This is a genomic window from Nocardiopsis codii, from assembly GCF_036327455.1.
GTDB lineage: Bacteria > Actinomycetota > Actinomycetes > Streptosporangiales > Streptosporangiaceae > Nocardiopsis > Nocardiopsis codii.
Genome location: NZ_JAUZMY010000045.1, coordinates 1 through 14701 on the forward strand (window position 1 = coordinate 1; position 14701 = coordinate 14701).

The following is a 14701-nucleotide window of genomic DNA, read 5'->3' on the forward strand; positions in this document are numbered from 1 at the left end:
AATAAGAGGGACTCCAAAACACCAGCAAGAAGTCACGCGAGAACGCGAGCATCTCGGAGCACCCGCACCTGGTCGGACGTCAGACGGCCGGCCGCCGGGTACAGGTGAGCGGTCCCCCACGCGGTAGTGACCCGGATCCACGCCTCATCACTGGACACCCGCCACACCTCGGCCTGCGCAACCAGGTCGCGCAAGATCGCGTTCCGGGTCCACGCCGCCAGCGTCGGCCACTCCTCGATCAGGGTCCCCATGATCGCGACGTGGTCCTCGGGTCCGCGAGTGCGCGCCTGCTTGGCCTCGGCCAGCTGGGCGGCGAGCTCGGCCTCTCGCGCCTGGTGCTTGTCCCGGGTGCGCCGGTAGGAGTCGGCCGGGATGTCTCCCTCGGCGTATGCCTCTGTGAGCGCGTCGAGCCGACGCCGGGTGTCGAGGATGTCGGCTTGGATCTTCTGCACGTCGGCTGCGGCGTCGGTCGCGGGCGCCGAGGTGGGGTTGTGCGCTTCGGTGGCCTCGGCGATCTCGGCGAGTCGGTCGCGCTCGCTGGTGATCAGGGACCACAGGGCGTAGAGGACCTGTCGGCCGGAGACCTGTACGGGTGAGTCGTGCACCTGTCGCCCCGGGCACGCGCCGTTCAGACTGGCGAGACACCTCCAGTTCGGGGGGTGGTCATGGCCCAGGGACGGTATCGCGGACATGGACCGGTGGCACCAGCGACAGCGCATGAGACCGGTTGCTTCGTATTTCGCTTCCTTGGCCCTGGGGCCGAGTTTCTTCCCCTGCTGTCGACGATTCTTGTACGCGTCCCAGACGTCGTCGCGCTCGTTGTCGTCTGCGAATACGTGCGGTTGCGCCCCGGGCAGTTCCACACGGTTCTTGCAGTTTCCAGCCCCGTCGGGTTCGTGGCTTTCGCATTTCGGATTGTGGGCAATGATGTAGCCACATCCGAATCCGGAATCCAGAATGGAAAGGACTGCATTATTTGACCAGTTGTCCACATTCCCCAGGACGCTTGGAATCCGACCTTCAAGCAGCCATTTGACAAGGTGCATCGTGGGCGCACCTTCCGCTGATTCCATAAACATTCTTCCCAGCTGTGGGGAAAGGTCGCCGAGCGCGTAGCGTTCTTCGGGGTCGTCGGGATCAACGACGTACTTGTCTCCGAATTTGATGCGCCCGAGTCGGTCGTATCCGAACTTCGCCGCCCCGGTGTGGGGGAGTCCGCGCGCGAGTCGGTAGGCATGGACTTCCCGCCACCCCTCCCCGATCAGGTCGCTTTTCAGGGCCGCCACCTCGAAAAGCATCCCGCGCGCGAAGCGCCCGATGGCGGTTGCGGCGTCGACCTGTTCCGTAGCGGAAAGCAGTTGACCGCCCGCGCGTTCCAGCCGGGACAGGTTCATAGCGTTGTCGGCGCGGTTCCGGCCGAAGCGGTCGAACGTGCGCACGCCGACCTGACGGGCACCGTCGACTGCTGACCGGGTAGCGATGCTGTCGATGATGCCGCTGATCTGACGCTTCGCGAGGGTCCGGCCGGAGAGGTCGAGATCGGCCACCCACAGGACGATCCGACGGCCGGTGGACGCCGCCCACGCGTTGACCGCGTCGGCCTGCATCTCCGGGCTGATCATGTCCTCCCGGGCGGTAGAGACGCGGATATAGCCGATGATCGGGATCCGGCCGACGGGGTCGCCGTGGTGGGTGATGAGTAGGGCGTCGAGGTCGATCTCGTAGTCGACCGCCATGGGGGGTCCTTCCGGTGGGGGCAGGTGTGGGGGTGACGCTCCATGCCCCCGCGGGAGCGTCACCCTGGGCCGCGTGGGCCCTATGCCCTGGGCGGGCCGAGTAGGGGTCCGACGCGCTCGGCCGCCGAATTCCACGGGTGTGCCATGCCGGCGGCTTCACAGCGTCGGATGAGGTCTCGGTCGATGCGGGTGTCTGGGCGCCACCATCGCGCCCGGGAGTAGGCGACCGGGTCGAGATCGGGGTTGGGGATGCGTAGTGCGGACCACAGGACCAGGCGGGCGGGCCCGTGCAAGTTTCGGAGGTAGGCGTGTTCGAGTCGGTCGCTGTAGAGGTCCTCGGTGAACACGACCAGGTGCCGGGCGCTCCCGTCGGGGAGGGTGAGCCGGTAGGGACGGTACGCCTGACGGCGGGGGAGGTCGCCGAACGTGAACGAGATGGGGGGAGGGGTGTGCCCGGGTGCGGGTGGGGGGAGCGTGAGGCCGGCCGGGTCGGGGGGTTGGTCTAGGACAGACATTGTCCTCCTGTCGTGGGTGAATGATCATGCTAATCGGACAAGCGTTTGTTTCACCAGTCTTGACCTGGACTTTTTCACACATGGTGATCGCTCTCCGCATGAGTCGTATTGCACCCCGTGACGGTTTACCGACCTTTTGTCCGATTCTGGTCAACCCTTGTGGCAACCATTCGCGCGACTATGCGTCGCGCCCCCGACGCCGTTGCATCTCCTCGCGTTTGGCCGCGTAGAACAGGGTGTAATCCGAGCGGATGCGCTCGGCGAGTGCAGTCTCTAGCTCGGCGCGCTCCTCGGCGGAGAGGTCATCGTCGCCCGCGATGTCCTCGACGATCTCGTAGACAACCCGGCCAACCCGCGTCCCGAGCACATGCTCGGTGCTCCCCTCGGCGTCGCCGGGAGGGGTGGGGGTGTCGCCGCCCGACGTCCCGGCCGGCGCGGCGCGGCCGAGGGTGGCGAACAGCTCGCCAACATCGACGCGGGTTGCGTGCGCGAGCGCGACCCAGATGCTGTCGGTAGCTCGCTGGGGCTCCTCTCCGCGTAGGCCGACGGTAAGACCGCGCAACCACGTCTCGGAGATTCCTGCCCGCTTCGCCAGTTCGCGCTGGCTGAGGCGGTCGCGCTTGCGCGCCTGGTGTATGAGCTGGCCAGCTGCACGCCTGCTCTCCGCGGTCTCTTCTGTGGGGAAGGGCATCCGCTCAGTGTACGCACTACTACGCACTTCAGTACGACTTTGACGCGAATTTATACGCGCGTAGTACGCACACACTCCGCGCGTAGTAAGGGTTTCATGGCCCCAGAGTGCGTAGACACCTGCGTAGAAGTGTGCGTACTTTGCGGGATTTGAGTTGCGTAGTGTGCGTAGTGGTGCGTAGTGTCGCCCCCATGATCAACGGAAACACGCTGGTCGCGCTCCGGGAGACGCTCGGCTACACACGAGCTCACGTGGCCCGGACCGCCGGTATCAGCCCCCAGCACTATGGCCAGATCGAGCGCGGACAGCGCGGACGGCGGCCCTCTCGCCGGGTCCTGTACGGCATCAGCACCGCCCTCGGCGTCAAGCCCGCCGCCATCATCCGGGACGCGGCGTGAGGGCGCCCCGGCCGTGGGCAGAGGTTCGCGCCGCCGCCGCCCGCACGCTGCGAGCCGGACGTATCGCCCGCGACAGTCTGTCGCCCCGCGCCGCGGCCGAGGCCGCGCACATCCCCGGTGGGCCGTCGGTCGACGACCTCGAAGCGCTCATTCGCCGTCACCGCGCCGAGGCGCGCGCCGCCCGCATCCCCCGCCCCGCCGCGCACCACGCGGCATAAGAAGAGCCCCCGCCTGACGACCAAGCCCGCGGGGGCCCCGAAAGGAACGCATTCCTGTGAAGCACTCTACCCGCCGCCCCTCCTCCGCCCCGGTGGTGACCCTGTGAACGCCGCCCAGCTCGCCGAGTACCTTCTCCCCGCGTTCATGGCCGTGGGCATGGCCGCGGCGACGTGGCTCGGATACCTCCTCGGTGCCGAGTCCCTCCTACTGGTCATGCGCCGCGCTCGCCGACTCCGCGCCGAGGTGCGGCGCCTGCGGTCCGAGCGCACCGAGCTCGTCGCCCAGCTGATCGAGGCCGAGACCAGCCTCGGTCGCGCCACGGGCGGCACGGACGCCATCATGCGCGCCGTGCGACAGGGGGAACAGTGACCACCACCGCCACCGCGCCCGTGTTCCTGTCCGTGCCCGACGCGGTCGCCCCGGCGCCCGCGTCGGTCGAGGTCGCCCCTGTGGTCTGGCCTACCGCGACGCTCGCCGAGGGCCTGGTCGCCCTACAGGGGAAGCTCCCCCGCATCCACAAGGGCGAGACGGCGAACGTGAAGAGCGACAAGGGGAGCTACTCCTACAGCTACGCGGATCTCGCCGACGTGTCCGAGGAACTCCTACCGGTGTTGGCCTCGGTCGGGCTGTCGTTCACCACCCGCCCGACCCTGGTCGATGGCGTTTTCCTGCTCGCCTACGCCCTGGTGCACGTGTCCGGGGAACGCGAGGAGGGCCTCTACCCCCTCCCGGCCGGGGGCAACCCGCAGGCGATCGGGTCGGCGATCACCTACGCGCGCCGCTACTGCCTGCTCGCCATGACCGGCGCCGCCCCACACAACGAGGACGACGACGCGCGGGCCGCCATGCCGACCCGCGGGACCGACGGCGCCCGGGGCAGTGGCGCCCCGTCAGAGGTCGACACCGAGTGGGTCGCCGAGGCCCGGCGCCGGGTCGAGACCGCCCGGTCCCGTGACGACCTGTCCGCTGTGTGGGCCGCCATCCGCCCCGCGCTCGTCGAGGGGCGTATCGACCAGGCGACCGCCGACCGGGTCGCCGACGCTGTGCACGCCCGCGCCGCCCAGCTCGACGCCGAGGACGCGCCCCCGGTCGACGAGGCGGCCGACCCGCCCACGGCCGACGCGCCGACGGCCGACCAGGTGCGCGCCGCCCAGGACCGCGCGGCCGAGGGGCCGCCCGCTGTCCCGATGGTCGACCACAACCCGGCGCCCGCACCCCGGTCGGTGATCCCGCCGGGCCCGGCCCATGACGACCAGCTCGCCGCGCTCCGTGCCCGCGCCGCCCGCATCGCCGCCAACCACACGCCCGGAGAGAACCAGTGACACAGCCAGAGATCACGCCGGGGGCCGCCGTCGCCGTCATGCGCGTCATCGGCGATCAGGTCAAGGCCCAGACGTCCGCCGTCCGCGCGTCCGCCGAATCGGAGTTCAAGGGGTTGCGCGCGGCCGGGGTCAAGAGCATGCAAGCGCAGCTCCCCACCGGCGCTGAGGTGGGGCGGATCAGTATCCGCGACGCGTCCCCGGTGGTCCGGTGGAACGGGCCCGCACTGACGGAGTTTGTGCAGCGCACCGCCGCACACAACCTTGTGGACCGGGTCAACCCCGACGTGTTGGGCGACCCGGAGCTCGTCCTCTGGGTTCTCCAGCACCGCCCGGACATGGTGCGCACCGAGGTCTACGACTCCTACCGCGACCAGCTCAAGAAGAAGCTGACGGCCGAGGGCGAGCTCGTCGACGAGTCGACGGGAGAGCTGCACAAGGTCGCCGAGATCGACCGGCCAGCGGCCACGGGTGCGTTCTCGTACACGCCGTCGGACAGTGCGGCCGAGGAGGTGCTCGCCGCGTGGCGGTCCGGGGCGCTCGCCGGGATGGGCGGAGTTCTCTCCGCCATCACCGGCCCGGCCGACGGCGCCCAGGCCGCGGGGGGCGACCAGTGAGCGTCTCCGCCCCCGCGTCGACTGCCGCTCTGTTCGGCGCGGTCCGCGCCGACATCGGGGCCGCGCTCCGGCTCGACGCTGGCCGCCTGTCCGGCGCCCCGGTGGACCTCGGAGAGCTCGACGCGCTGCTCTCCGACGCCGCCGAGCGGATCAGCGACCTACGCGGCCTGATCCACGCCCAGACGCCCGCCCGTTCCTGATCCATCCCCTACCGGCCGCACGCCCCGTGTGGCGTGCGGCCGGTCCCATGAGAGGACACCCCGTGTCTGAAGTCCCCCGCCCCGTCCTGGGGCTGGATCTCGCCGCTGTGAAGTCCGGCTACGCCGTGCTGCACGCCGGGGAGATCCTCGCCGTGGGCACCATCACCGCGCCGCCCGCCGCTGGCGAGAAGCGGACGGCCGAGGACAACATGCACCGCCTCGACGTGGTGACGCACATGGTCGAGGTGCTCCTCGACCGGTACCGGCCGGGTCTGGCCGTGCTGGAGGACTACGCCCCCGGCGCCAAGGGATCCGCGGCGCACCGGCTCGCCGAGATCTCCGGCGCAGTTCGGCTCGCCTGCCGACGCCGCGCGGTCCCGCTCGCCCTGGTCGGGGTTCGTCAGGTCAAGCAGTACGCCACCGGGTCGGGGACGGCCGCCAAGTCGACCATGGCGGTTGCCCTGTACAAGCGCACGGGGTTGGAGCTGTCCGAGGATGAGGTCGACGCGTGGTGGATCGCCGCCATGGGCGCCGATCACCTCGGTCACCCGCCCGCGGTGCTCCCGGCCGCACAGCGTGCCGTGCTCGACCGCATCACGTGGCCGGAGACCGGACAGGGCGTGATCCTGTGACCAGGCCCGCCCCGATCACGGTGACGTGCGCCTGTGGGTGTGGGCGCGTCGGTGAGCGCCGAGGACGTGAGGGGTACGTCCGTGCTTGCTATGTGCGGTGGAATCGGGTCGGTCGCCCCGCAGGCGGCCCCCCGCCGGCCGCGCGCGGTCGCGTCGCCGCGAGTACCGGGGAGTCGGCCCGTGCCCGCGCCACCCGCGCCCGGTACCGGTGGGCGACCCGCGTTGCTGTTGACGTGGTGACCGGCGCCGTGTCTCTACCCGCCCCTGTGTGGGAGGAGTCCGCGGAGTGCCGCGACCTCCCCCCGGGGTGGACGCCGAACTTGTGGTTCCCGCTCGGCCCCGTGTCCACCGACGTCCGTGCGGCGTGCGACCGGTGCCCGGTGCGCCGTGAGTGCCTGATCACCGCGCTGATCCGCGAAGAGGCTGACGGTATCTGGGCCGGCCTGTCCCCCGACCAGCGGGCCCGCGCGTTCAACCGCGGGCGGGCCACCGCCCCGCCCCAGGTCGCCGAGGACGCCGCGTGACTTCGGTACCCCACCAAACGAGAGGAGGCCGCACGTGTGGTTCCGCGTAGATGACGCGTTCAGCACACACCCGAAGGTGTTCGCCGCGTCTCCGGCCGCGCTCGGCCTGTGGGTCGTGGCCGGGTCCTGGTCGTCCGGCGCCCGTACAGGGGGTGTGATCCCCCGGCACGCGCTCGCGCGACTCCTGCCCGGTGCCGAGGCGCTCGCCGACGAGCTCGTCGTCGCCGGGCTGTGGGAGTCCGACAGGTCCGGTGGGTACCGGTTCCACGACTGGGAGGACTACAACCCGTCGGCCGAGGAGTCCCGCGCTGCGAAGGACAAGCAAGCCGCCGCCGGGAAGCTCGGCAACCACAGGAGGTGGCACCTCGGCCGCGGTGTGGTGGACCCGTCGTGTCCGTGGTGCTCTGCCGATCCCGCACCCGATCGGGTACCCGATCGCTCTACCGATCGGGGTGGGGAGTCGGGGGGCGAGTCGCCCCGACGCCGACCCGACGCCGCGCACGGCCGCGCGGGGGGAGGTGCGTCGATCGGGTCCGATCGGGTCCCCACCCCTGAATCTGTCGGGTCCGGTGCTGCCGCTACCGGTGACCTGCGCACTCCTGACGGCGCACCCGATCGGGCACCCGATGCCCTACCCGAATCGGGGGCGAATCCCCCGACCCGTCCCGACCCGTCCCGACCCGTACCCACCTCTACCCCTACGTCTGTAGGGGGTGTGGGGGAAGCCGCCGCTGTCGCGTCGGAGACGGACCAGCCACAGCTACCCGCCGCGTACACCGACCCGATCACCGACCCCGACAAGCCCAAGGCCGCACCGAGGGGCACCCGGATCCCCGACGACTTCGAGATCACCGACGCCATGCGCACATGGGCGTCCAAGAGCGCCCCGTCATGCGGCTGGTCGGATCACGAGTCATTCGTCGACTACTGGCGGGGAGTGCCCGGCGCCCGGGGCCGCAAGCTCGATTGGGTCGCGACATGGCGCAACTGGATGCGCCGCGAACACCAAAGGCACCTCGGGGGCGGGGGGTCCCGGTACCCGGCCCCAGCCTCGACCGGACGGTCGGTCACGTCCGAGCGCGCCGAGGGATGGCTCGCCCTCGGCCTCGACAACGCCCAGGGCACCCCGCACGGCTCCCAGATGGCTCTACCCGCCGCCACCGCACAGGAGGTGCCCCCGTGGCACGTCGCATGACCGAAACCGACATGAAGCGTGTTCTAGCGCGCGCCGCCGCTTTCGACAATCGCCGTCCGGATCCCCTCGTTCTCGAAGCGTGGCTCGCCGCTATCGGGGATCTCGACCCGACCGACGCCCTCGATGCCGTGGTCGCCCACTACGGCGACTCGGTCGAGTGGATCAAGCCGGGGCACATCCGCGCCCGGGTCAAGCGGGTGCGCGCCGAACGTCTGCGGTCCGCTGATCTCGCGTTGCCCCCGGCCGACCCGGACGCCCGCGACTACGGTCCCCAGCTCCGGAAGCTCCTCGGCGAGATCGCCGACGGCCGCACGGTGTCCCGCGCGCTCGACTCCGCCCCCACGAAGGGCACCGAGCCGCCCGCCGAGTACATTGCCGCACGCGGCCCCGGGTACGTGCGCCGCCGCGCCGCGCTCGCCGTCCCCTGCCCGCTGGTCGGGTGCCGCATGGGCCCCGGCCGACCCTGCCGCGCCCCCGGCTCCCGCCGCTCCCTGACCGCCGGATACCACCCCGCACGCCTCGACGCCGCCCGCGCCGAGCTCGACGCACAGGAGACCCCATGGACCTGAACCAGCCCGCCACCGACGACGCCCTCGACGCCGTCACGTGGGACGACATCCACACATGGGCGAGCAACTTCCTGCACACCCCGTCCGCCACCGCTTTCACTGACTGGCTCGACGACCACCTCGGGGACCGGGGAAACGACGACAGCACCGTGCGCGACGTCCTGATCGGTGCCCACCAGGAATGGACCGGGGCCGACCTCCCCGACCCCGACGACCAGTAGTCGACATCACAGGCGCCCGCGGCACATACCGTGCCGCGGGCGCCTCGTTGCGCGCCCCCGCCTGGAATCCTGCCCACAGCCGAGACGAGGGGGCCGCATGGGCGGACGATGCACCACCGAGGAATGCCCGGAGATGACCAGCGCGCACCTGTGCGACCTGTGCACCGGCCGACTCACCGCCGCACTCCGGGCCGTCGTCGAGCTCGCCCTCGGCGCCGAGCTTCACCGTGCCGCGCTCCGACAGACTCGTCTCACCCGCTCGGCCGACACCATCGGACGACCCTCGGACTCCTACCCGCTCCCCGTCGACACCGACGCCGTAGACCTCGGCCGCGCCCTGGTCGACACGTTCTCAACCTGGGTACGCCTGGTCGCCCGGACCATGCCGCCCGGCCGCGTCCTCGGCCCGGTCTGCCACGGGTGCGCCGGGGACCCGCTCCCCCGACACGGATCCTGTGCCGCCGTGCTCGGCACCCGGGCGCCGGCCGCGCACCCCTCGGCGCTCGCCCAGTGGCTTGCCGCCAACGTGCCGTACATCCGGCGGATGCCCTACGCGGGGGAGCTCCTCGACGAGCTCGCCGCGATCATCCGCGCCGCCGAGGCCGCCGTCGACCTCCCCTCACCGTCCATCCTCGCCGGGGCCTGCCCCGACTGCGGGAACCCCGTGTACACCCGACAGGGGTCGACCGCCGGCCGATGCCGCGCCCCCGACTGTGAGGGACTGGTCGACGTCGCCCAGGGCCGCGCCGACCACCTCGGCCGCCTCGACGACACCCACCACACCGCCGCCGACGCCGCGCGCATCATGACCGAGCTCGGCGAGCGCGTCACCCGGCACACGATCGCCCAGTGGCACCGCCGAGGCCGTATCGCCCGCGCGTCCTGGGCGCCGCCCCGCGCGGCCGTCCGCTCGACCCGCCCCGGGGAACCCCCCCTGTACGGGCCCCCGGCGCCGAGTCCGCGGTTCCGCCTCGGCGACGTCCGCGCCGCCCGCTGGTCGACCACCGCCCCGGGCCGCACCGCGTGAGCGCCGCCCTGGTCGACGTCGTCGAGCACGCCCGCGCCCACGCCGACGGCGCCGCCTACGGACTCCCCGACCACGTGGTCGACCACGTGGTCGACCAGTGGCTCGACCACGCCCGCGCCACAGGCACCCGCCCACCGTGGGCGACCATCCGCGCCATGCTCGTACACCGGGCGCTCGGCGACCGCTGGCACCCGCCCACCACCGAGGAGACCACCCCATGACCGACCCCACCACCACCCCGCGCCGCGACCCCGCCGGCGCCACCCTCGGCGCCGTACTCACCGCCGTGTTCGCAGGTCTGGGCGTGTGGCTGTGGACCCTCGACGCGTGGTGGTGGACCGCCGCCGCCGTGGTGTGCGCGCTCCTCACCGCGTTCGGCGCCTACGGGTTCGCCGAGTCCCTCCGCCGGGTCCCCCGCGACCGCCGAGGCATCGCCCAGCACGAAAAATGACACATACCGACTCGCCGACCGGGTGATCGACCGGTCGACCGTGTCATCATCATGTGCAGCGCCACACCTGTACCCAGGGCCCCGACCGGCCGTCCATCTCGTCTCCCCGGTCGGGGCCCTTTCCCATGTCACAGGGGGTGTGCTCGTGTGGCCGACAAGCCCAAGCGCCGCCGGGGTCGACCGGTCGATCCCGCCACTCGCGCGCGCGCCCGCGAGCTCCACGCCCAGGGATGGACACGGAACAGGATTGCGCGCGAGCTCGACATGTCCGGCTCGACCGTGTCCGGCATCATCCACGCCGCGGGCAAGTCGTTCGACCGAAAGGCGACCGAGGCCGCGACCGAGGCGCGCGTCGCCGACACCGCCGCGACCCGCGCCGAGCTCGCCGCCCGCCGCGCCCAGCTCTCCACCGAGCTCCTCGGCGACGCCGAGAAGCTCCGCGCGCTCCTGTGGAAGCCGTACACACACGGCGAGTTCGGCGGGAAAGACAACGTGTGGTCGGAGGTCTCTCTCCCACAGCCGCCCGTAGGCGCACAGCGCACGATCCTCGCGGCCGTCCACTCCGCCATCCGAGACCACGTCGAACTTGAGAAGCTCGACGCCACCGACGGCGCCCAGGACGTTGCGTCGATGCTCGACCGCCTCGGCGAGACCCTCGCGACCGTCACCGGGCAAGCACTCGTCGACGCCGAGGAGGCCGCGGCCGAGGCCGCCCGCGCCCAGGGCGACGACGCCGAGGGGGCCGGAGATGCTTGACCGGCTCGCAGGTGTCATGTCCCCGATCCAGCTGCAATCCATCACGGGGGCGCTGTCCACCCCACAGATTGCGGTGTGGTCCGGCGCGGTCGCGTCGGGGAAGACCATCGCGTCGTTGCTGGCGTTCTTGATCCTCATCACCCGGGCGCCCCGTACCGGCCTGATCGTCGTGTGCGGTAGGACGTTGCAGACGATCGAGCGCAACCTCCTCGACGTGTTGCAGAGCCCCGAGCTGTTCGGGCCGATCGCCGCGCACGTCCACCACACCACCGGGAGCACGACGGCCGTCATCCTCGGCCGGACCGTGCACCTGGTCGGCGCCTCGGACGCACGCGCCGAGGGACGTATCCGCGGCGCGACCATCGCACTTGCCTACGTCGACGAGGCAACCCTCATCCCAGAGTCGTTCTGGACAATGCTCCTGTCCCGTCTCCGAGTGCGGGACGCGCGCCTACTCGCCACCACCAACCCCGACGGACCCCGGCACTGGCTACGCCGCGACTACCTACTCCGCGGGGCCGAGATCGGTCTCCGCCACTGGCACCTCACCCTTGACGACAACCCGGGGCTTCCCGAGGGGTTCGCCGAGCGGCTCAAACGGCAGTACGTCGGACTCTGGCACCGCCGGTTCGTGCTCGGCGAATGGTGCCTCGCTGAGGGTGCCGTGTACGAGATGTTCGACGACGACCGCCACGTCGTCGACGCCCTACCGCCGATAGACCGGTGGCTCGCCGCCGGGGTGGACTACGGCACCGTCAACCCGTTCGCCGGTCTCCTGATCGGCGTCGGCGCCGACCGCCGCCTGTACGTCACCGCCGAGTACCGGCACGACAGCAGGCACGCGCGCCGCCAGATGACCGACGCCGAGTACTCCGCCGAGCTCCGGAAGTGGCTCGCCCACGTCCCGCGCCCGCACGAGATCACCGGCCCCGACCGGGCGCCGGCACGAGGTGTCCGGCCCGAACGCATCTACGTCGACCCCTCGGCCGCGAGCTTCATGACACAGCTGTGGTCGGACAAGGTCTCCTCGGTCACCGCGGCCGACAACACCGTCTTGGACGGGATCCGCGCCGTATCCAGCCTCCTCGGCCAAGACCGCTTGCGTGTCCACCGCTCCTGTACCGGGCTGCTCGCCGAGCTCCCCGGCTACTCGTGGGACCCCGCATGGACCGAGCGCGGCGAAGACCGGCCGATCAAGGTCGACGACCACTCCGTCGACGCGTTGCGGTACGCCCTCTACTCCTCGGCGTGGCAGTGGCGCGCCGTCCTGCGACTGCCCATCCTCGATCTCGCCGCATAGGAGACACCCCGTGCCGACCCCCACCGCAGACGCCGCCGAGGCGCCCACGTTCGAGCAGGCGCTCGCCGCCGCGGCCGAGTGCCTACGCACCGCGTCGCGTCCCGACGTGACCGTGGGTGAGGCCGAGTGCCACACCCACATTGCCGACCGGTGGCTCAACCTCGCCGCCCTACTCAAGCCGTAGGAGGAGACCCGTGCACACCCGCTACGTGGTCCGCGCGCGGACCCTCCCCCCGCACCTGCAAGCCGCCCGCCCCGGACGGCCGACCGTGTGGGACGTGACCGAGGCGCACACCACCCGACCCGTGTACCACGGGGTGCACACGTGCCCGGCCAGGGCCGCCGAGCACGCCGTCCGGCTCAACCGGTGCGCCGACGCCGCGGCCGAGCGTGACGCCCAGGACGACGACGGCGCCCGCGCCCAGGACCGGGCCCGTATCGCCGCCACCCGCGCCCCGCAGGAAGAGGCCAAGCCTCGGCGCGTTCGGCGCCGCCGCCGGCCGACCGCGCTCCCGCCCCGCACCGCCCCGTGGAACGGCACCCTGCCCGACGCCGCCGACATCATCACCCGCGTGCGCGCTGCTGGCGGGAGTGCCGCCTACGTGTGCGCGAACCCGTCGGTGTGCGTGCAGACCGGCGGGCGCTCCCCGCACGCCATCCGGGTCACGGCACCCGCCGAGGTGACCGTGTTGGCGGGCGACATGCCGCCCCCGCTCGAAGGGAGGTGAACCCGTGGCGCTCCCCGCTGATGACACCGCGTGGCCGCCTCTGTCGGTGGCGCCCCTGTACGCGGACATGGTCGAGGCCGACGTCTGGTATCAGGGGGACGGTCGCCGTCTCGCCAGCTACTACGGGACGCGTGTGCAGCGCGCCGACGACCGGGCCGCGGCCGAGGCTGTGCTCTGGTCACAGCCGCAGCCCCTCGACGAGCACGAGCGTCGGGTGCATGTCCCGCTCGCCGGAGACATCGCGTCGACCTCGGCTGATCTGTTGTTCGCCGAGCCGCCCGTGTTCACCGTCGAGGCCGACCCGGTCGCCGCCGAGGGGGCGCCCGCGACGGGCACCCGCTCACAGCGGACCGTCACCCAAGACCGCCTCGACGAGCTCGTCGAGGATGGCGGGTTGCATATGCGCCTGTTGGAGGCGGCCGAGCTCGCCGCAGCCCTGGGGGACGGCTACCTCGCGCTCGCGTGGGATGCCAGCCTTGTCCGCCGCCCCCTGGTCGTGCCGTGGTCCGCAGACCAGGCCATCCCCACTTTCCGGTACGGGATGCTGACCGAGGTCACTTTTTGGCGGGAGCTGTCCAGGGTCGGCGACGTCGTGCTCCGGCTCCTTGAGCGGCACGCCGTTGAGGGCGGGGACGGGCTGATCGAGTACCGGCTCTGTGAGGGCACGAGCTCGAACCTCGGCCACCGGGTGCCGTTCACCGAACACCCGGACGCCGCTTACCTGGATGCGCTCACGGGCGGGACCGGCCGACAGATGACCGGTATCGGGCTGCTCACGGCAACGCACATCCCCAACATGAGGCCGAACCGCGCCCACCGCGGCTACCACGGCCGCAGCGACTTCGCCGCCCCCGTGTACGGGCTGTTCGACAGCGTCGACCGCACCATCACGTCGTGGCTCCGCGACCTCCGTCTCGGCGCCGGCCGGGTCTTCATCCCACCGGACTTCTTGGAGGACCTCGGCCCCGGACAGGGTGCCGGGTTCAACGCCGCTACGGAGTTCTACGAGAAGCTCAACATGCCGCCGGGAAGCGCGGACGGCGGCGGGCTCACCATCAACCAGTTCAGCATCAGGGTCGCCGAGCACAGGGAGTCGCTGGAGGCGTTCACGGTCGCCGCGGTTCGCTCCTGTGGCTACAGCGCCCAGACGTTCGGGCAGGCCGGTGACGCCGCGGTCACCGCGACCGAGGTCGTTGCCCGTGAGCGCCGGTCGATGACGACCAGAGCGCGCAAAGCCATGTACTGGAAACCGGCTCTCCGCCGGATCCTGCAAGCCCTGCTCGCGCTCGACGCGGCCGTCTTCGACACGGGTGTTGAGCCGGTCATGCCCGCCGTCGAGCTCGGCCCCGTCGTGGCCACCGACCCCGAGTCGCAGGCGCGGACGCTACAGCTGCTCGACGCGGCCGGCGCGATCTCGACGTGGGCCAAGGTGTCCATGCTTCATCCGGAGTGGGCAGAGCCGGAGGTCGCCGAGGAGGTCGAGCGGATCCGCGCCGACACCACCACCGAGGCCGACCCGTGGGCGCGCGCCGACGCCGCCGGGAACCAGCTCGACGACGCCCAGGGCGACGACGCCGAGGAACCCGCCGCCGTGTAGCCGAGG

At 71.6% G+C, this 14701-nt stretch carries 21 protein-coding genes; 18 read left to right on the top strand and 3 right to left on the bottom strand.

Annotated elements, in window-relative coordinates:
• Positions 1-32: 32 nt before the first annotated feature.
• The 3 genes from Q8791_RS28900 to Q8791_RS28910 form a co-directional block, all read right to left on the bottom strand.
• On the bottom strand, positions 33-1736 hold the full coding sequence (locus tag Q8791_RS28900) for a recombinase family protein (RefSeq protein WP_330095009.1): 1704 nt from the start codon (positions 1734-1736) through the stop codon (positions 33-35).
• Between the two features lie 80 nt (positions 1737-1816).
• Positions 1817-2251, bottom strand: a complete 435-nt coding sequence (locus Q8791_RS28905; protein WP_330095010.1) for a hypothetical protein — start codon at positions 2249-2251, stop codon at positions 1817-1819.
• A gap of 178 nt (positions 2252-2429) precedes the next feature.
• Positions 2430-2942 carry a helix-turn-helix domain-containing protein gene (locus Q8791_RS28910; protein WP_330095011.1) on the bottom strand — a complete coding sequence of 171 codons (513 nt, stop codon included), beginning with the start codon at positions 2940-2942 and terminating at the stop codon, positions 2430-2432.
• A 191-nt stretch (positions 2943-3133) separates the two neighbouring features.
• On the opposite strand from Q8791_RS28910, the gene Q8791_RS28915 reads away from it, so the two are divergent.
• From Q8791_RS28915 to Q8791_RS29000, 18 genes are all read left to right on the top strand, one after another.
• Entirely contained in the window at positions 3134-3340 is a 207-nt protein-coding gene (locus Q8791_RS28915; RefSeq protein ID WP_330095012.1) for a helix-turn-helix domain-containing protein, read from the top strand.
• 321 nt (positions 3341-3661) lie between these two features.
• On the top strand, positions 3662-3928 hold the full coding sequence (locus tag Q8791_RS28920) for a hypothetical protein (protein WP_330095013.1): 267 nt from the start codon (positions 3662-3664) through the stop codon (positions 3926-3928).
• Positions 3925-4881, top strand: coding sequence for an ERF family protein (locus Q8791_RS28925; RefSeq protein ID WP_330095014.1), 957 nt, complete (start codon positions 3925-3927; stop codon positions 4879-4881). Before Q8791_RS28920 ends, Q8791_RS28925 begins: the two co-directional genes overlap by 4 nt.
• Entirely contained in the window at positions 4878-5495 is a 618-nt protein-coding gene (locus Q8791_RS28930) for a hypothetical protein (protein WP_330095015.1), read from the top strand. Before Q8791_RS28925 ends, Q8791_RS28930 begins: the two co-directional genes overlap by 4 nt.
• Entirely contained in the window at positions 5492-5695 is a 204-nt protein-coding gene (locus Q8791_RS28935) for a hypothetical protein (protein ID WP_330095016.1), read from the top strand. The genes Q8791_RS28930 and Q8791_RS28935 overlap by 4 nt, the downstream gene beginning before the upstream one ends.
• 62 nt (positions 5696-5757) lie before the next feature.
• Positions 5758-6327, top strand: coding sequence for a crossover junction endodeoxyribonuclease RuvC (locus tag Q8791_RS28940; RefSeq protein ID WP_330095017.1), 570 nt, complete (start codon positions 5758-5760; stop codon positions 6325-6327).
• Between the two features lie 266 nt (positions 6328-6593).
• Positions 6594-6851: a WhiB family transcriptional regulator gene (locus Q8791_RS28945; protein ID WP_330095060.1), complete on the top strand. Its 258-nt coding sequence runs from the start codon at positions 6594-6596 to the stop codon at positions 6849-6851.
• Between the two features lie 715 nt (positions 6852-7566).
• Positions 7567-8046 (top strand): hypothetical protein, encoded by a 480-nt coding sequence (locus Q8791_RS28950; RefSeq protein WP_330095018.1) that lies wholly within the window; start codon positions 7567-7569, stop codon positions 8044-8046.
• Positions 8047-8057: 11 nt separating this feature from the next.
• Positions 8058-8615 (top strand): zinc finger domain-containing protein, encoded by a 558-nt coding sequence (locus Q8791_RS28955; protein WP_330095019.1) that lies wholly within the window; start codon positions 8058-8060, stop codon positions 8613-8615.
• Complete coding sequence (locus tag Q8791_RS28960; protein ID WP_330095020.1) at positions 8606-8836, top strand: hypothetical protein; 231 nt, start codon at positions 8606-8608, stop codon at positions 8834-8836. The genes Q8791_RS28955 and Q8791_RS28960 overlap by 10 nt, the downstream gene beginning before the upstream one ends.
• Before the next feature lie 133 nt (positions 8837-8969).
• Positions 8970-9863, top strand: coding sequence for a hypothetical protein (locus tag Q8791_RS28965; RefSeq protein ID WP_330095021.1), 894 nt, complete (start codon positions 8970-8972; stop codon positions 9861-9863).
• Complete coding sequence (locus Q8791_RS28970; RefSeq protein ID WP_330095022.1) at positions 9860-10084, top strand: hypothetical protein; 225 nt, start codon at positions 9860-9862, stop codon at positions 10082-10084. Before Q8791_RS28965 ends, Q8791_RS28970 begins: the two co-directional genes overlap by 4 nt.
• Positions 10081-10314 (top strand): hypothetical protein, encoded by a 234-nt coding sequence (locus Q8791_RS28975; RefSeq protein WP_330095023.1) that lies wholly within the window; start codon positions 10081-10083, stop codon positions 10312-10314. Before Q8791_RS28970 ends, Q8791_RS28975 begins: the two co-directional genes overlap by 4 nt.
• 51 nt (positions 10315-10365) lie before the next feature.
• Entirely contained in the window at positions 10366-11070 is a 705-nt protein-coding gene (locus Q8791_RS28980) for a terminase gpP N-terminus-related DNA-binding protein (RefSeq protein WP_330095024.1), read from the top strand.
• 16 nt (positions 11071-11086) lie between these two features.
• Entirely contained in the window at positions 11087-12370 is a 1284-nt protein-coding gene (locus Q8791_RS28985; RefSeq protein WP_330095025.1) for a PBSX family phage terminase large subunit, read from the top strand.
• A 10-nt stretch (positions 12371-12380) separates the two neighbouring features.
• Entirely contained in the window at positions 12381-12554 is a 174-nt protein-coding gene (locus Q8791_RS28990) for a hypothetical protein (protein WP_330095026.1), read from the top strand.
• 10 nt (positions 12555-12564) lie between these two features.
• Positions 12565-13098 (top strand): hypothetical protein, encoded by a 534-nt coding sequence (locus tag Q8791_RS28995; protein WP_330095027.1) that lies wholly within the window; start codon positions 12565-12567, stop codon positions 13096-13098.
• Between the two features lie 4 nt (positions 13099-13102).
• Complete coding sequence (locus Q8791_RS29000) at positions 13103-14695, top strand: phage portal protein (RefSeq protein WP_330095028.1); 1593 nt, start codon at positions 13103-13105, stop codon at positions 14693-14695.
• The last annotated feature ends 6 nt before the right edge of the window (positions 14696-14701 follow it).